The organism is Xanthomonas sp. WHRI 7945, from assembly GCF_035026585.1.
The window spans coordinates 52,739-70,083 of sequence record NZ_JAYIQP010000012.1 but is presented as its reverse complement, the minus strand read 5'-3'; the positions used below and the strand labels follow the sequence as shown (position 1 = coordinate 70,083).

Genomic DNA, 17,345 nt, shown 5'->3' with positions numbered 1-17,345 from the left:
GCAGCAAACCAGGAGTTACCCAGCCATGGGTCAGTCAGTTGTCGTGCTCGGCGCCCAGTGGGGCGATGAAGGCAAAGGCAAGATCGTCGATCTGCTCACCGAGGAAATCGGCGCCGTCGTGCGCTTCCAGGGCGGCCACAACGCCGGCCACACCCTCGTCATCAACGGCAAGAAGACCGTCCTGCACCTGATCCCATCCGGCATCCTGCGCGAAGACGCGCTGTGCCTGATCGGCAACGGCGTGGTGATCTCCCCGGCCGCATTGATCAAGGAAATCAGCGAATTGGAGGGAGCAGGCGTGGAAGTGCGTTCGCGCCTGAAGATCTCCCCGGCCGCGCCGCTGATCATGCCGTACCACATCGCCCTGGATCAGGCCCGCGAGAAGGCCGCCGGCGGCAAGGCCATCGGCACCACCGGCCGCGGCATCGGCCCGGCGTACGAAGACAAGGTGGCGCGCCGCGGCATCCGCATCGCCGACCTGCATTACCCGCCGCAGCTGGAAGAACTGCTGCGCACCGCGCTGGACTACCACAACTTCGTGCTGACCAAGTACCTGGGCGTGGACGCGGTCGATTTCCAGAAGACCTTCGACGAAGCCCTGGCCTTCGGCGAATACGTGCAGCCGATGAAGTACGACGTGGCCGGCATCCTTCACGACCTGCGCAAGCAGGGCAAGCGCGTGCTGTTCGAAGGCGCGCAGGGCGCGCTGCTGGACATCGATCACGGCACCTACCCGTACGTCACCAGCTCCAACACCACGGTGGGCGGCGCGCTGGCCGGCACCGGCGTCGGCGCCGATGCCATCGACTACGTGCTCGGCATCGCCAAGGCCTACGCCACCCGCGTCGGTGGCGGTCCGTTCCCGACCGAACTGGACGACGAAGTGGGCCAGGGCATCCGCGACCGCGGCGCCGAGTACGGCGCCTCCACCGGCCGCCCGCGCCGCTGCGGCTGGATGGACATCGTCGCGCTCAAGCGCGCCGTCGCCATCAACGGCATCTCCGGCCTGTGCATCACCAAGCTCGACGTGCTCGACGGCATGGAGAAGCTGAAGATCTGCATCGCCTACGAATACCGCGGCAAGCGCACCGAGTACGCCCCGCTGGACGCGCAGGGCTGGGAAGAGTGCACCCCCGTGTACCTGGAGTTCCCCGGCTGGACCGAGAACACCCACGGCATCACCGTGTGGGACGAACTGCCGCCCGCCGCCCGCGCCTACCTGCGCGCGCTGGAGGAACTGGCCGGCTGTCCGATCTCCATCGTCTCCACCGGCCCGGACCGCGACCACACGATGGTGCTGCAGGATCCGTTCGCGTGAGTTGAGGCAGTTGCTCGGAATACGAAAAGCCCCGCTCCGGCGGGGCTTTTTCGTTGAGTCGCCTGGAGCCTGGCGGCTCGTTGCAAGCAAAGCCGAGGATGTTTACCTAGAACAGCTCGCCGCCATCGCCGCCATCCGCCGATCTCTGCTAAAGCCGCTTTCTTTGGTCAGCTGAGCTGACCCAACCCGGCCGGCTGCCTGCAGCTGTACCACACATGTGCTACATTGCCTTGAACCCATCGCCGGGAGCCCCGCATGAGCACCACCACCATCCGCCTGCCGGACGCGCTCAAGGCCCGCATCGCCAAGGCGGCGGAAGCGGCCGGCACCACGGCGCACAATTTCATTCTAGAAGCCATCGCCGAGAAGGCCGAGCTGGCCGAGCGGCGCGCCGACTTCCACGCCCAGGCCGATCAGCGCTGGGCCGAGTTCCTGGAGACGGGTGAGACCATCCCGTGGGACGAGGCGCGCACCTACTTCCGCGCCCGGGTTGCAGGAAAGCCTGCGAAGCGGCCAGTGGCGCGCAAGCTGGAAGGCTGAGGTGACGCGCATCCGCTTCGCTCCCGGTGTGATCGAGGACCTGGAGCGGATCGCCGCGTATTTGCGCGACCACGAGAGCGAGCACGCAGAAGAGAGAGCCGAGGAGATCGTCAGCGCGTTCGACGTGCTGGCAGGCAATCCGTTGATCGGCCGCCCGATCCATGGAGACAACCGCGAACTGGTGATGGGCCGCGGTTCGCACGGGTACGTGGCGTTGTATCGCTATGTGGATGTGACCGACACGGTGGTCGTGCTGGCGCTCCGCGCACAGCGGGAGGCGGGCTATGCACGTGATGCATGAAACCGACGCCGACACTCGCGCATGGCATCGACATGCGGACTGGCGCGGAAGGCGACATCCTGAAAAGCGCATGGCAGGGGAGGAGGCGCAGCGTCCTGTGGCGCGCGAGCTGGCCAGATAGCATGGCGCATAGTCCGCTTGCTTGATCGAGGCAATTGATTCGGAGACGAACAGCCCCGCTTCGGCGGGGCTTTTTTGTGGGGCATGCCTGGGCACTGCTACGGCTGTGCTAGCGTTCTGCGCGCAACAAGCACGACGACATTCCAACAAGGAAGACCGCTGATGTTCGCAGCACTGTTCGACAAGCTGTTCAATCGCAAGCCGAGTCCGGATGCGTTCGCCAAGCTGTTCGGGGATGCGCTGCGTGCGCAGGGCTACCCGGACGAACTGACCTACCGGCCGGACGAGTTCCGCCTTGCCGACCAGCGCGGGCGCATCATCAACCTGCACAACGCCTATCACGCCTATACCACGGCCGATCGCCAGGGCCGGGTCGAAGTGCTGCGCAGCTATGTCGCGGCCTTCGTGGAAGGGCACAACGAGGAAAACGAGACCAAGACCTTCGAGCAGGTGCGGCCGACGCTGATGCCGGTGATTCGCCACCGCGGCATGTTTGAGGAAATGCGCCTGGACCATGTCCGCCAGCACGGCTGGGAGGCACCCTTCACGGTCGTCTGCCGCGAGGTGGCCGAGGACTGCGTCGAACTGCTGGCGATTGACCGCCCCGAATCGACCTCGACCCTGACCCAGGGGCCGGAAGACGCGTGGGGCATCACCTTCGAGGAAGGCCTGGCCATCGCCCGCGACAACCTGCGCGATGCCACGCCGGACCGCTTCGTGGAGGTCGCGGCAGGCATCTTCCGCGGCGCCTGGCAGGATGCCTACGACACCAGCCGCGCCTTGCTGCCCGACGTGCTGCAGCGCGTCCCGGTGAAGGGGCGGCCGGTGTTCATGCTGCCCACGCGCGATTGCCTGCTGGTGGTGGGCGACCGCGACGAAACGGCGATGGCCGGCATGCTGGAACTGAGCCTGGAAGCCGCCGCGAACGGCCGCTGCATCTCCTCGCTGGCATTCGCCTACGACGACGACCGCCGCATCGTCCCCTTCGCGTTGCCGCAGCCCGAACACCGGCGCCGCCAGGGCGACCTGCGGCGGTTGATGGATGCCTCCACCTATTCCATGCAGAAGGAATTCCTGGAAAAGATCCACGAAGCGAACCAGGAGGACGTCTTCGTCGCCTCCTACCGCGTGTTCGAGGAGAACGACGGCAGCGGGCATCAATTCTCGCTGGCCACGTGGACCCAGGGCGTGGACACCTCGCTGCCCCAGGCCGAGCGCATCGCTTTCGTTTCGCCGAAGGAAGGCCAGGATGCGGACATGGTGTTCGTGGACTGGGACAAGGCCGCGGCCGTGGTTGGCGACCTGATGGAGTCGGAGCCTGGCTTCTACCCACCGCGTTTTCGTGTGCGGAGCTTTCCGAGCGAGGCGCAGTTGCGGCAGTTGGCGCCGGTTTAGGCGGCGGCGCAGCCCGCATCGCAAGCGTCCGCCAAGCCCACAGACGACGGAAGGCGCGCCGAGAGAAAAGCCCAGTGGCATAAAGCCCCTCTCCCCCCGGGAGAGGGGTTGGGGTGAGGGTCCGTCACCAAGCGCCATCCCGCACTACGCGCGATCAGGCTGCTTGAAAGACGCGCGATCTGATCGCCCCCAGCCTTGCAAATGCCCAAATTGGGCAGTAACGTGCCCATTATGGGCATGAAGGCCGACACCACCACTCCGAAGACCGCCACGCCGCACGTGCCAGCCGCACGGCCATCGGGCATGGCCGACGCCCTGTTCACCCGCACCCAGCAGCGCGTGCTGGCCTTGTTGTACGGCCAGCCGCAGCGCGATTTCGGCATGAACGAACTCATCGCCGCCACCGGCGCCGGCTCCGGCGCCGTGCAACGCGAACTGGCCAAACTGGCCGACGCTGGCCTGCTCAGCGTGCAGCGCACCGGCAACCAGCGGCGCTACCAGGCCGACCCGCGCTCGCCCATCCACCAGGAACTGCTGGGCATCGTGCAGAAGACCGTAGGCCTGGCCGGCCCGCTCGGCGAGGCCCTGCAGCCCATCGCCGCGGACATCGTGGCCGCCTTCGTCTACGGCTCCGTCGCCAAGCGCAGCGACACCGCGCGCAGCGACATCGACCTGATGGTGATCTCCGACACGCTGGGCTATGCCGACCTGATGCGCGCGCTGGATGGCATGCAGGCGCGGCTGGGCCGCCCGGTCAACCCCACCCTGTACACGCGTGCCGATTACGCCAAGCGGCTGCGCGACGAAAACGCATTCCTGCAGCGCGTGCTGCAGCAACCCAAGATCTGGGTGATCGGAGGCATGGATGACCTCGCCACTTGAAAACCTGTCCGGCCCCGGCAAGCAACTCAGCGCCGAACCGACCGACCCGCGCGAACTGGAAGGCCTGACGCGCTCGGGCCTGGCCCGCCTGGGCGACGCCAAGAACGCCTCGCTGGCCCTGGAAAGCCGATTCGAGCTGGCCTACAACGCCGCGCACGCGCTGTGCCTGGCGGCGCTGCGGCAAAGGGTTACCGCGCCAACAACCGCTACATCGTGTTCCAGGTGTTGCCGCACACCTTGGGCCTGGGGCCGGAGGTGTGGCGGGTGCTGGACAAGTGCCACCACCAGCGCAACGTCGCCGAGTACGAGGGCGAGTTGGATGTGAGCGAGCGGCTGGTGCTGGATTTGATTGCGGCGTGCGATGCGGTGCGGGTGGCGCTGGGGCTTAACGCATAAGCGAGCGCCGCCGCATGAAGCAACTATTCCTGCAAGGAGCATTGCAATGGCGAAATCCAATGATCGAAATATCCGGTCCACGACAGCGATGAAAGCTGCATCCTTTCCTGCACCCCGCGTCGATCCAGCGCTGTCCGAGGAAGGGGAGGGTGCGCTGCATTTCGTCGCGCGTGGGTTGGCATCCCGCGACAAGGCCAGCCAATCAGGCGGCTATGTCGAGGCAAACGACGTGCTGGCGGCGCTGCAGTCCCGGTTGGAAGCGGCGCGCAAAGGCTAAACCCAAGAGTCTGGCGGTAAGCCCCAGCGTGAAGGCGGCTATCATTGAGCATGCGTCCCGCACCCAAGACAACGGAGACATGGAAAAGCCGATGGCCAACATCACCAAGCGTCGCAAAGGCGAGCTGATCCGCATGCTGTTCCAGATCCTGAAGGCGCAGCCGGAGGGAATGCGGGCCAGCGAAGCGTTGGAGATGTTGGCGAAGCAGGCCACGTTGACCGAGTACGAGGAAGGCAACTACGAAACCGGCGGCCGCCGCTTCGAGAAGATCGTGCGGTTCAGCACCGTGGCGCCGGTGAAGGCCGGTTGGCTGGTCAAGGACAAGGGCATCTGGACGCTGACGCCCGAGGGCGAAGCCGCCTTGCACGCCTATCCCGACCCGGAGCAGTTCAACCGCGCGGTCGGTCAGCTCTACACGAAATGGAAGAGCGCCCAGCCCGACCCCATCGAAGGCGAAGAGGGCGAGGAAGAGATCGCCGAGGGCTCGGCCACCATCACCCTGGAAGAAGCCGAGGAAATGGCGTGGACCGAGATCGAGGCGTATCTGGCGGCGATGCCGCCTTACGAGTTCCAGGAACTCGTCGGCTCACTGCTGAAGGCGATGGGCTATCACGTCGCCTGGATCGCCCCGCCCGGCAAGGACGGAGGCACCGACATCATTGCCTACAACGACCCGCTCGGCACCCGGCCGCCGCGCATCAAGGTGCAGGTCAAGCGCAACGCCAACTCCCCGCGCATCGACGTGATGGGTCTGCGCAGCTTCATGGCCGTGCTCGGCGAGGGCGACGTGGGCCTGTTCGTGGCCCTGTCCGGCTTCACCAAGGATGCGGACTACGAAGCACGGCAGTCGCATCGCCGCATCAACCTGATCGATGCGCGCAAGCTGCTGGGTCTGTGGACCGCCCACTATGCCCAGCTCGACGATGTCGCCCGCACCCGCATGCCGCTCAAGCCTGTATGGTTTCTTGCTGGGGATGACTGAATAAAACAATATTAATCAATGACTTGTGTGAATTTGGCCCGGGTCGCGCAACGCCGGAGCGCTGAAACTCTCTCTATCGCGCGGCTAAGATCCTCTTGACATGCGTTCGCTATATTGCAAATATAGCAAACATGACAAATACAGCCTCTCTCGCCGCGACGCTTCGCGCGATCCGCGCAGAACTCACTCTCACCCAGGAACAGCTCGCCGACCGTCTTGGGGTCTCCTTTGCCACCGTCAATCGCTGGGAAGGCGGCATCAGCAAGCCGCAACGTGCAGCACAGGAGGCAATTGCCGCGCTCGCGCTGGAGGCCGGTGTGTCGGAGGTTTCCGCCGCAGGTGAGGTGCAGGCTTCTGTCTCTGCAACGCCTCGCCGGGGGCGGCGGGCGGCGGCCGCTCCCACCACCAAGCCGATGGAGCAAATGCTGTGGGATGCCGCCTGCTCCATTCGGGGCGAGAAGGACGCGGCCAAGTTCAAGGACTACCTGCTGCCACTGCTGTTCCTCAAGCGCCTGTCCGACGTGTTCGACGACGAAATCACGCGCTTGGCCGAGGACTACGGCGACCGCGCCACCGCGCTGGAAATTGCCGAATCCGACCACTCGCTGCTGCGCTTCTACCTGTCGCCAGAAGCGCGCTGGTCCGTGCTCAGTGGGCGCGAAGTCTACGACTGGCCCGTGGACGACAAAGGCCGCAGCACTGCCCCGCGCGACATCGGCGAACACCTTACCCGCGCCGTGCGCGCCGTTGTAAAGCACAACCCCGACCTGTCCGGCGTGCTGGACGTGGTGGATTTCGCCGCCGAGCGCAACGGCGAGCGCGACATCAACCCCGCCAAACTGCGCGGCGTGGTCGAAACGTTCTCCGATCCACGCTATCGCCTCGGCCTGGCGGACGTGCAGCCGGACTTTCTGGGGCGCGCCTACGAATACCTGCTGCGCAAGTTCGCCGAAGGCTCCGGCCAGAGCGCGGGCGAGTTCTTCACGCCCACCGAGGTGGGCTTCCTGATGGCGCACATCCTGCGCCCGCGCCCCGGCGAAACCTGCCACGACTACGCCTGTGGCTCGGCGGGATTGCTGATCAAAATGCAGCTCGTTGCCCGCGAACTCGACCCTACCAGCCGTGTGCCCGTGAAACTGAGTGGCCAGGAATTGCAGGCCGAAAGCTACGCCGTGGCACGCATGAACGCCATCATCCACGACATGGAGGTGGAGCTGGCGCGCGGCGACACCATGATCAATCCCAAGTTCCGCGACGCGGCGGGCAGGATTCGCGGCCACGACATCCTCATCGCCAACCCGATGTGGAACCAGCCCTTCATCCCGGACCTGTTCAAGAACGACCCATTCGAGCGGTTCCAGGCGGCGGGCGGCGCCACCAGCGGCAAGGGCGATTGGGCCTGGTTGCAGCACACCCTGGCCGCGATGGACGAGGCTGGCCGTGCCTGCGTGGTGCTGGACACCGGTGCGGTCACGCGCGGCAGCGGCAGCAAGAACGAGGACAAGGAGCGCAACATCCGCAAATGGTTCGTGGACCGCGACCTGATCGACGGCGTGATCCTGCTGCCCGAAAACTTGTTCTACAACACCACCGCAGCGGGTGTGATCGTGGTGCTCAACAAGCGCAAGCCTGCCGCGCGCAAGGGCAAGATCCATCTGCTCAATGCCAGTCGGTATTTCCGCAAGGGTAAGCCGAAGAACTACCTGCCCGAGGAAGCTATTCGCACGCTAGCAGCGATGTATCTGAAGGGTGAGCCGGTCGTGGGTGAGATGGCTGTCATCACTGCGCAGCAGGCGGAGGAAGAAGCGGACTACAACCTTAGTCCGAGTCGCTGGGTTGCTCAGTCCAGCACCACTGGTGTTGCGTCGATCTCATCGCTAGTTAAGAAGCTGGCGAAGCTTGATGGCGAAGCGCACCAACTTTCGGCGTCCATTGCGAAACTGCTTGCGGGAGTTGCCGATGAGTCTCCTTGACCTGGCCAACCAAGATGGCAGAGCTTGGTTGCGCATCGGCGATAGCTACGGCGTCACCAAGAAATCGCGCGAACTCGACGTTCGCTCGCACGCGGCCATTCCGTTTATTCCGATGGAGTTGATTCCGCAAGGCGGAGCTTATGAGCCGGCGTTCACCCTTAAATCGCCGGACGCATTGACGAGCGGAACTTACTTTGAGCGCGGTGATGTGCTTGTCTCAAAAATCACGCCTTCCTTTGAAAATGGGAAGCAGGCGTTCGTGCAGTCGTTGCCGCTACCATTTGGCTACGCCACAACGGAAGTGATTCCGCTGCGCCCGCTCGCGAGCGGTAAGCACGATCCGCGTCTGTTGTTCTTCTACCTGCTGCATCCTGATGTGCGCCACTTTGTTGCCGAGCGCATGGAAGGTTCGACCGGGCGGCAGCGCGTGCCCGAAAGTGTGTTGCTCGACCTGCCGATGCCGGATCTTGATCCGCAAGAGCAAAAGCAAGCGGCTGACGCACTAGAGTTAATACAGGCGGCAATGTCGGTCGAGGACAAGGCCGCGCAGAGCGCGCAAGAGCTCAAGCACGCCTCTATGACCCAATTGTTCGCCCGCGGCCTGCGCGGCGAGGCGCAGAAGGAGACCGAGATCGGGCTGATGCCGGAAAGCTGGGATGTGGTCAGCTTCAGCACGGTGCGGGAGTGGCTGCAATACGGCACGTCGGTTCATTGCTCCACGCAGCAGCAACGCTATCCGGTGTTGCGGATTCCTAATTTGGAGCCTGGTCAAGTAAATGCAAACGACCTCAAGTATTGCAACCTCTCTGAAGCTGAAGCCGGGAAGTATCTTCTACAAAGCGGCGACTTGCTTTTCATCCGCACCAATGGTGTGTTGGAGCGTCTGGGTGCTTGCGCTGTCTATCAGGGGCAGCCGCAGAAATCGCTATTTGCGTCGTATCTAATTCGCGCTCGCCTCAAATCGAGTGTTGTTCCACGATTTGTCGCCTACTTCTACGCATCGCACATTGGCACATCACAAGTCGCCGGCCGCGCCACGCCTGCATCGGATGGTAAGTACAACCTCAACACCGGAACCATTGATTCGCTGCCGCTTCCACTGCCTCCCACTCTCGATGAGCAACGCGAAATCGTCACCATCTTAGACGCCATCGACCGCAAAATCGCGCTCCATCGCCAAAAGCGCGCGGTGCTGGAAGAACTGTTCCAGTCTCTGCTGCACAAGCTTATGAAGGGCGAAATCCGCGTCGCCGATCTCGACTTGTCGGCACTGCCTATTACCACGCCACAAGTCGCTGAGGCCACGGCATGAACAAGCCCTTGAAAATCAGTGAAGCAGGCACCGTGCAGTTCCCGATGGTGCGTCACGCGGCAGACATCGGCTGGACGACGATCTCGCCCGACGATGCACGCGCCAAGCGCGGCGGCGATGGCGGCACCTTCTTCCGCGACGTGCTGGAAAGCAAACTCGCGGCCTTCAACCCGTGGCTGACGGCGGACGCGGTGCGTGCCATCGTCGAAACGCTCGACGCGCTGCCCGCCAGCATCGAAGGCAACCGCGAACTGCTGTCGTGGCTGCGCGGCGAACGCGCCTGGTACGACGATGCCGAAAAGCGCCACCGCGCGGTGACGCTGATCGACTTCGAGCATCCGGCAGGCAATGCCTTTCACGTCACGTGGGAATGGAAGAGCAAGTCGCCGGCGCGGCCCAAGGGCAACCGCGCCGACGTGATGTTCGTGGTCAACGGTGTGCCGGTGGTTATCGTCGAGCACAAGAACCCGAAGGATGGCGGTGCCATCGAGCGGGCCATCCAGCAAGTGCGCCGCTACGAACTGGAAACGCCGGAGCTGCTGGCGACCACGCAGTTGTTCAACGTCACGCACCTGCTCGACTACTGGTATGGCGTGACGTGGAATGCCAACCGTCGCGACATGGCACGCTGGAAACAGGCGCCGGAGGAAAGCTACCGCTTCGCGGTGCAGGCGTTCTTCGAGCCGAGCGAGTTCCTGCGCACGTTGCAGCACTGGATTCTGTTCTACGTGCAGGACGGCGAAACCCGCAAGTCCGTGCTGCGCCAGCACCAGCGCCGCGCGATCGACGCCATCCTGGCGCGCTGCGCAGACCCGGCCAAGACGCGCGGCCTGGTCTGGCACACGCAAGGCTCGGGCAAGACCTTCACGCTGCTGACGGCGGCGCGGCAGATCCTGGAGGACAAAGCACGCTTCCACAATGCCACCGTGCTTCTGATCGTGGATCGCACCGAGCTCGAAGGCCAGTTGAAGGGCTGGGTGGAGCGGCTGCTGGGCGAGATGCAGGCGCAGGACATCGCGGTGGAGCGCGCCAACAACAAGGCGAAGTTGCAGCAACTTCTGGATGCGGACTTTCGCGGCCTCATCATCTCGATGATCCACAAGTTCGAGGACATCAGGAAGGATAGCTGCGCCCGCGACAACGTCTATGTCTTCATCGACGAGGCGCACCGCTCGGTGGCGAAGGACTTGGGCACCTACCTGATGGCGGCGTTGCCCAAGTCCACCATCATCGGTTTCACTGGCACGCCGATCGCGCGCAGCGCACAGGGCGAAGGGACGTTCAAGATTTTCGGCACGCAGGACGACGCCGGCTACCTGGACAAGTACTCGATTGCCGAGTCTATCGCCGACGAGACCACGCTGCCGATCAAGCACGTGATGGCGCCCAGCGAAATGACCGTGCCCGCCGAGCGGCTGGACAAGGAGTTCTTCGCGCTTGCCGAAAGCGAAGGCGTATCGGATGTGGAGGAGCTCAACAAGGTGCTCGACCGCGCCGTGGGGCTGCGCACCTTTCTGACTGCCGACGACCGCATCGAGAAGGTGGCTGCCTTTATCGCAGAACACTTCAAGGAAAACGTGCTGCCGCTGGGCTATAAGGCGTTTGTGGTGGCAGTGAACCGGGAAGCCTGTGCCAAGTACAAACAGGCGCTGGACAAGCTGTTGCCGCCGGAGTGGAGCGAACCCGTCTATACCCAGAACGCAGCCGATGTGATCGACCGCCCGCTGGTGGCGAAGCTGCAGCTTTCCGACGAGGCCGAGGAACAGGCGCGCCTGCTGTTCAAGAAGCCCGCCGAAAACCCGAAGATTCTGATTGTCACCGACAAGCTGCTCACCGGCTACGACGCGCCGCCGCTGTATTGCCTCTACCTCGACAAGCCGATGCGCGACCATGTGCTGCTGCAGTCCATCGCGCGCGTGAACCGGCCTTATGTAGATGCCAACGGCGTGCAGAAGCGGGTGGGGCTGGTCGTGGACTTCGTCGGCGTGCTGCGCGAGCTGAAGAAGGCGCTGAAATTTGATTCCAGCGACGTGGGTGGCGTGATTGAGGATCTGGACGTGCTCTTGCAGGACTTCCTGCGCCGCATCGCACAGGCCAAGCAGGACTACCTGGACGCCAATGTAGAGGGCGCGCCAGACGAGCGGCTGGAAAAATTGGTATTCGGACGCTTCCTTGAACCCGAAGCGCGCAAGACATTCTTCGAGCACTACAAGGAAATCGAGGCGCTGTGGGAAATCCTTTCGCCCTCGCCGGAGCTGCGCGACCACATCACCAGCTACAAGCAGTTGAGTCAACTGTATGCAGCGGTGCGCAATGCCTATGCCGAGAAGGTCGGCTTCATCGCCGACCTGGCCTACAAGACGCGCCGTCTGATCGAGGAAAGTGCCGAACAGCAAGGCTTGGGGCGCCTCACCAAGAGCGTGACCTTTGATGTAGCCACCCTCCAATCCTTGCGCGGCGACAAGGGCAGCGACGAAGGCAAGGTCTTCAATCTCGTGCGCGGCTTGCAGCAGGAAATCGACGCAGACCCTGCCGCCGCGCCCGTACTTCAACCGCTGAAAGACCGGGCCGAACGCATCTTGAAGGACTTGGAGGAGCGCAAAACCACCGGTTTGGCAGCAATGGATCAGTTGGCAGCACTGGCGACGGAAAAGGAAGCCGCGATGAGGGCGGCCCGTGACAGCGGTTTGTCCGCTCGCGCCTTTGCTGTGGCCTGGGTGCTGCGTGACGACAAGGCCGTCAGGGCGGAAGCCCTCGATCCGATGCTTTTGGCCAAGGAGGCTGAGGAGCTACTTGGCCGATTCCCGAATGCGCTTGTCAATGCCGACGAGCAGCGGCGACTACGAGCGGCGATGTATAGGCCATTTCTGGCTTTGGCTGCGACTGAACGGGCACGCGTCGTGGACCTCGTCATTCGGATACTGCTTATGGAGGGTGACAAGTGAAGCCCTCAAGTTATCCCGCGCAGGATCTGAAGCGTCGCGTGATGACATGGGCGGTTAAGTTGAAGGTGAATCCGCGTGGCGTGCGCTTACAAGAGATGCGCCAGAAGTGGGGGTCATGTTCGTCGTCAGGAACCATTACTTTGGCTATCGACCTGCTTGATCGAGACGAGCAATTTCAAGACTACGTTATTGTCCATGAGTTGTTGCATCTTCGCTATTCAACGCATGGAAAAGTGTTTAAAGCATTGATGAGCGCCTATGTGCCGCGCTGGCGTCAATTCGATGTGGAAACTCCTGCCGGTGTCTGCGGGCGAGCGTCGAGGTCGGGAAAGAAATTTTCTCTTGTCAAAAAATGATCTGTCAATCAGCTGTCGGCAATGCGTTGGGCGGCGTGCGCTTACCTCTTGAGCGATCCGAAATCGACCCGACTTCTCTTGACGCGACACTTGGCCAGTAGCGAGTTGCAAAACGGAGCCTCGAACTCCGCACATGGCGGTACCCACTTCCGACAAACCGGCGGGTTTTTGTGCCTGCATGCTTTAAGAGTGTTGCAACTGACGCAATGTTTGTGTCGGGAGGGCTGTGAATAAAACGCCCACCAGGGGAATAGCCCCGCCGGCTGTGTGCGATTTCCAGCCTCCCGACTTCCCGTCCGCCATGGCGGCGGACGGCCACTTCATGGAAGGAGAGGCGACGATGTCGGAGTACAGAACGGACGATCTTGAAATGGCGGGCTATTTTCTGCCCGAAGAGAGCCAGTTCCGGCTGGTGCGGTTGGGCGAGTTCATCAAGTTCCTCGCAAGACTGTCAGAGCCACGCAGCGTGGCGGAGGAACGCGAGGCCGCACCGAAGGTGCGCACGGGTGAGCTGGCGGTGTGCATGGAACTGCTCGCGGAGCAGCTGGACATGGTACTGCGCGAGGTGTCGTGGCCGGCATGTCGTCAGTCTCCTTACTCGGGCCAGGATCTTGGCGCCGACACCGTGGACGCTTCGACGCGGGGGAGGGAGTGAGATGGCCGCTCCATCCTTTGCCTTCGGCCTGACCCTGAAGCAGGTGGACGCGCTCGACCGCCTGATGCGGACGATCACGGTCTATGGCGATGTGATCGCCGCGGGCAGTGCCGCTCATTTCGATCACCGGACCTTGCCTGTGCTTGGCGAGGCGATCTATGACGCGGCGCATGCGGTGCGCGGCATCCTTGATGAAGTGGCCAAGCAGAAGCTTTGAGCGACGCGGCGCAAGAGTGCGTTTGGCCCAGCTGCTCCGTGCGGCATGCCGATCCGGTCGGTTGGCACGCGGTCCCAAGAAAGTGTCTGCCTCCGTGCGGCGGACCTTGCGTATGCTTGGCCTCTGCCAGGAAACAGTGCGGCCAAGCGCCAAGGAACCACGATGCAGCAGAGCGAGGAGGCCGCCGCTGGCGGCGGCGAGGTCGGCGAGCGACCGGGGAAACGCAATGCGCCGGCCATGCCGCTGTGGCGCATGTTGCGCCAGACGTTCGGGGTGGACCTGAAATGGCTGGTGCCGTGTTGGGGTGGCGGCATGGTGCTGGCGCACTTCCTGCGCATCGGCTATGTGCCGTCGCTGTCGCTCGGCGATCTTGGCGTGGTGCTGAGTGCGGTGGCGTTGTTTGGTGCGATTGCGCTGCTCGGTTTTTTGGCAGTGCTTGCGCTGCCCGCGTGGGTGATCGGGATGCTGGTCGATCAGCACGTGCTGCCCGTCCCGTTGCGGCCGAGGCAGGACAATGCGCCACGCAAGGGATTGAAATCCTACTATCGGCGCGCGCAGGTTGCGCCGCGCCCGCGGCAGGAGCGCATCTTCGGCAGTATGTGGGTGTTCGCGGGAGCGGCATTGGTGAGTGCCGCGTACTACACCATCATGCTGCTCTGCGCGCGCTCGGGCTTCGGCGGTGTGGCGACCTATGGAGTCATCGCCGGCTTCTGCGTTGGTGCGATCACCTTGATGGTGCTGACCGTCGCCTGGGACTTTGATCGCGTCCGTCGGTTTTGGCCGATCTTGCGCAAGCGGCACAATACGTTCGTGTTGATGCTGCTGATGTACCTGGCCTTCTGGCCACTTGCCGCGTTTGCTGTCGATTACGTGGCGCCTCCCGTGCGGGGCAGGGACTGGTTCTATCTCGCGCTTTCTGCGCTGATGCTGGTCTTCGCCCATTGGGCGGTGTACGTGACCCATCGTATCGAGTGGTCAAGGCGGATTCGGGTTTTCGCGCCGACGCTGTTGATTCTGGTTGTCTACAGCGGCGCGCTGCTCGGCAGCGTGGACGTCACCGTGCGCAAGCTCGGCATCGGCATGCTGCCCGGCGTGCAGCTGCAGGTGACCGAGCAGGGCTGCCAGATCGCTAAGGCGGCGTGGCCGGCGGCGCAGTGCGACCGGGCGCAGCCGACGTCGGCCGTGTTCGTGTTGCGCTCGGTGGACGTGTTGACGCGGTTGGGTTCGGACTTCTATGTGGCGCCGCCCGGTGGACTCGGCGATGAACACAAGCCGCGCTTCCTAATTCCGGCGAGCCAGGTGCTGAGCTGGAGCAGGGTGGAAGCCCCGAAGAAGGAGGATGCCGCTGCGGCGGCGCAACCGGGCAAATGAAGCGGATAGCCGCTGCGCTGCGTAGGTGCTCGTAGGAAAGCGGCGGTGTGCGCCACTAAGCGGGGTGCTCGCCATCGCGCTTGCGTACCGCAACGCACGCCCTCTTCGCCATGACGCCACGCAGCAGCCGCCTTCACAGCTTGGGTCGTAGGCTCGGGCCATCCATGAGGAGGGTTCGACATGAGCAAGCACGATGACCATGCGCCGCATGGCACGCCCGATGGCAAGGACTCCGACACCGCGCCGGCCGATCCGCGGCAGGCGCCGCCGCGGCCGGATCCGCAGGCGGGCATCGACCGCGAGGTGGGCGACCTGGAAAACCCCGATGCGGTGGACGACGAGGGTGCGCTGCCGGGCCGTGCGGGTGGTGGCTTGGCGGGCGGCTGATGCGCGGCCAGCAGCGAACGCCGATGGTCGGCAGGCCACGCTGAAGCGATCGCTCGCAGGGAACGCCACGCGCGCTCCCGGCAAGCGACGTGCCGCGCTAGCGCACGTCTAGTTCCCAGCACAGCAGCGGCCCGTCTTCCGAGTCCACGCGCTCGCCGCTGCGGCGGAAGCCGTTGCGTTCCAGTACGCGCTGCGAGGCGTTGTTGTCCACGGCGGTGTCGGCGGTGAGCCGGTGCACGCGCGGATCGTGGCGTGCCCACTGGGCGACGGCGGCGACCGCGCGCGTGGCGGCGCCCTTGCCCCGGCGGGCGGCGGCGATGCCGTAGCCGATGTCCACGCTGCCCTGCGTGGGCAGGCGGGTAACGGAGCACAGGCCGATCACTTCGTCGTGTTCGACGATGAGCCAGGCCGCTGGGGCGAAGCGTTGGCCGATGGCGTGGGCGAGGTCGCCCAGCATGCGCAGGACTTCGGTTTCGGCGATGTGGCTGTCGGGGACGAGGCGGTAGTGGCGTGGCGCGCACGCGCGCAGCAGCGCGGCGAAGTCGCTTGGGGTGGCTTCGATGATCATGGTGTTCTCGACGTTGCGTCAGTGCCCTGGCGGGCAGGCGGGTCGAGACGCGGGGATGCGGACGAAGCCGCGGAGGGCCGCTAGCGGCGCTGTGTCCCCACCGTCGCGACCGGTGTGGTCCGAACTGCGATGACGGTGGACAAAGGCCTTCTCCTGATGGACGCGCCAACGTTAGCACGGGCCGTTGGCGCGGGGCGATCAGGCCGGCGGCCAAGCCGGCGCCGCAGTGGCGCCGGCCATGCGCGGATGCTGGCGGCATTCCGCATTACCGCACTTCGCGCCTCGCGCGCGCAGGGCGGCGCAAGCGCGGTCGCCAGCGCGAGGCTACAGCGCCTGCACCATCGGCCGCTGCTGCGCTTCCTGTGCCTGCACCTGGTTCTGCGCCTGTTGGTGCTCGCGCTCGTGCACTGGCGGGTCGGGCTGCTGCGCTTGTGCCTTGTCGAACGACTGCTCGACCGGGGTCTGTGCCGCTTCGGCGGTGGGCATGTGTGCGCGCAGCTTGGCCGGGTCGTCGGCGGCGCCTTGCACGATGAAGATGTTCTCGCCAGCTGCGGCGGTCTTGGTCTGCTGGCTGAGGGCGATTTGGTCGACGCTGCCGAAATTGTGCTGCTTGGCCAGCGCGTACAGGCTGGCGCTGACGCGGTCGTTGTCGGCCGGGTTCAGTTGGTCAGGGCCGTTCAGGCCTTCGACCTTGCCGCGGATCTGCTGCAGCATGGCCTGGTCCTGGGGCTCCGGGCGCGTCGGTTCGGCGGGTGCGGGCGCGCGTTGTCGGTCCTGGTCCGGTTGCTCGCGGTAGCGCAGTGCCTCGGTGCGTTCCTGCGACAGCATGCGGTTGCCGATGCCCGGTTCGATGCGGCCGGGGAAGTCGTTGACCGGTACGTCCATCAGTTCGCCGAAGGTGCGGTAGGCGGAGTTGCTGTTGACGGTCTCGCCGAACACCTTGAAGCCGTAGTTGGGGTAGTTCAGGTCCTGGGCATTGAGTTCGGGCACGGCGCTGACCGCGGTGTTCCAGCGCGCCAGGATCTGCTCCTTGTCGCCGGTGGCGACGGTGCGCGCCGGCTGGCCTTCCTGGATGTAGCTGGTGCTGTCGGGCTTGGCGCCGATGGCGTTGGCATAGCCGGCGTCGTGCGGGTAGTGCCAGGCGCGCAGCGAGTGCTTGCTCTCGTCGGTGCCGATGGGAATGGCTTCGCCGGTCTGGCGGTCGGTGGCCAGGCCGTGCAGTTCGGCCAGGGCGGTGCCGTGCTCGTCGCGTAGCACCCAGTAGTCGTGACCGGCAACGCCGGCAACGCCGAGCGATCTTGCTTCAATCGAATAATCGGGCATGTGGTTCTCCTTCCTTGGTGATCGGGG

The 17,345-nt window shown here is 64.3% G+C and carries 18 protein-coding genes; 16 read left to right on the top strand and 2 right to left on the bottom strand.

Features of this window, described 5'->3' with window-relative positions:
- Positions 1–25: 25 nt before the first annotated feature.
- The 16 genes from VDQ83_RS11565 (at position 26) to VDQ83_RS11490 (ending at position 15,427) form a co-directional block, all read left to right on the top strand.
- Positions 26–1,318: an adenylosuccinate synthase gene (locus VDQ83_RS11565; protein ID WP_455435035.1), complete on the top strand. Its 1,293-nt coding sequence runs from the start codon at positions 26–28 to the stop codon at positions 1,316–1,318.
- A 255-nt stretch (positions 1,319–1,573) separates the two neighbouring features.
- The gene (locus VDQ83_RS11560; protein ID WP_455435034.1) at positions 1,574–1,858 is read left to right on the top strand and encodes a type II toxin -antitoxin system TacA 1-like antitoxin; all 285 of its coding nucleotides are present in this window, start codon (positions 1,574–1,576) and stop codon (positions 1,856–1,858) included.
- 1 nt (position 1,859) lies between these two features.
- Positions 1,860–2,159, top strand: a complete 300-nt coding sequence (locus VDQ83_RS11555; protein ID WP_455435033.1) for a type II toxin-antitoxin system RelE/ParE family toxin — start codon at positions 1,860–1,862, stop codon at positions 2,157–2,159.
- Positions 2,160–2,441: 282 nt separating this feature from the next.
- Positions 2,442–3,674, top strand: coding sequence for a hypothetical protein (locus VDQ83_RS11550; protein WP_455435032.1), 1,233 nt, complete (start codon positions 2,442–2,444; stop codon positions 3,672–3,674).
- A 237-nt stretch (positions 3,675–3,911) separates the two neighbouring features.
- The gene (locus VDQ83_RS11545) at positions 3,912–4,556 is read left to right on the top strand and encodes a transcriptional regulator (RefSeq protein ID WP_455435031.1); all 645 of its coding nucleotides are present in this window, start codon (positions 3,912–3,914) and stop codon (positions 4,554–4,556) included.
- A 162-nt stretch (positions 4,557–4,718) separates the two neighbouring features.
- On the top strand, positions 4,719–4,952 hold the full coding sequence (locus tag VDQ83_RS11540) for a hypothetical protein (RefSeq protein WP_455435030.1): 234 nt from the start codon (positions 4,719–4,721) through the stop codon (positions 4,950–4,952).
- An 88-nt stretch (positions 4,953–5,040) separates the two neighbouring features.
- Positions 5,041–5,229 (top strand): YlcI/YnfO family protein, encoded by a 189-nt coding sequence (locus VDQ83_RS11535; RefSeq protein WP_455435104.1) that lies wholly within the window; start codon positions 5,041–5,043, stop codon positions 5,227–5,229.
- Positions 5,230–5,320: 91 nt separating this feature from the next.
- A complete protein-coding gene (locus VDQ83_RS11530) occupies positions 5,321–6,211 on the top strand; it encodes a restriction endonuclease (protein WP_455435029.1) in 891 nt (296 codons plus the stop codon).
- A gap of 131 nt (positions 6,212–6,342) precedes the next feature.
- The gene (locus VDQ83_RS11525) at positions 6,343–8,184 is read left to right on the top strand and encodes an N-6 DNA methylase (RefSeq protein WP_455435028.1); all 1,842 of its coding nucleotides are present in this window, start codon (positions 6,343–6,345) and stop codon (positions 8,182–8,184) included.
- Positions 8,171–9,496: a restriction endonuclease subunit S gene (locus VDQ83_RS11520; RefSeq protein ID WP_455435027.1), complete on the top strand. Its 1,326-nt coding sequence runs from the start codon at positions 8,171–8,173 to the stop codon at positions 9,494–9,496. Before VDQ83_RS11525 ends, VDQ83_RS11520 begins: the two co-directional genes overlap by 14 nt.
- A complete protein-coding gene (locus tag VDQ83_RS11515) occupies positions 9,493–12,441 on the top strand; it encodes a type I restriction endonuclease subunit R (RefSeq protein ID WP_455435026.1) in 2,949 nt (982 codons plus the stop codon). Before VDQ83_RS11520 ends, VDQ83_RS11515 begins: the two co-directional genes overlap by 4 nt.
- Positions 12,438–12,797 (top strand): M48 metallopeptidase family protein, encoded by a 360-nt coding sequence (locus tag VDQ83_RS11510; protein WP_455435025.1) that lies wholly within the window; start codon positions 12,438–12,440, stop codon positions 12,795–12,797. The genes VDQ83_RS11515 and VDQ83_RS11510 overlap by 4 nt, the downstream gene beginning before the upstream one ends.
- Before the next feature lie 340 nt (positions 12,798–13,137).
- Positions 13,138–13,452, top strand: a complete 315-nt coding sequence (locus tag VDQ83_RS11505; RefSeq protein WP_455435024.1) for an XAC0095 family protein — start codon at positions 13,138–13,140, stop codon at positions 13,450–13,452.
- 1 nt (position 13,453) lies between these two features.
- Positions 13,454–13,669, top strand: a complete 216-nt coding sequence (locus VDQ83_RS11500) for a hypothetical protein (RefSeq protein ID WP_455435023.1) — start codon at positions 13,454–13,456, stop codon at positions 13,667–13,669.
- Positions 13,670–13,831: 162 nt separating this feature from the next.
- Entirely contained in the window at positions 13,832–15,040 is a 1,209-nt protein-coding gene (locus tag VDQ83_RS11495; RefSeq protein WP_455435022.1) for a hypothetical protein, read from the top strand.
- A 180-nt stretch (positions 15,041–15,220) separates the two neighbouring features.
- Positions 15,221–15,427 carry a hypothetical protein gene (locus VDQ83_RS11490; RefSeq protein ID WP_455435021.1) on the top strand — a complete coding sequence of 69 codons (207 nt, stop codon included), beginning with the start codon at positions 15,221–15,223 and terminating at the stop codon, positions 15,425–15,427.
- A gap of 97 nt (positions 15,428–15,524) precedes the next feature.
- On the opposite strand, the gene VDQ83_RS11485 is transcribed toward VDQ83_RS11490, so the two are convergent.
- Entirely contained in the window at positions 15,525–15,995 is a 471-nt protein-coding gene (locus VDQ83_RS11485; RefSeq protein ID WP_455435020.1) for a GNAT family N-acetyltransferase, read from the bottom strand.
- Between the two features lie 324 nt (positions 15,996–16,319).
- A complete protein-coding gene (locus VDQ83_RS11480) occupies positions 16,320–17,318 on the bottom strand; it encodes an XVIPCD domain-containing protein (protein WP_455435019.1) in 999 nt (332 codons plus the stop codon).
- Between the last annotated feature and the right edge of the window lie 27 nt (positions 17,319–17,345).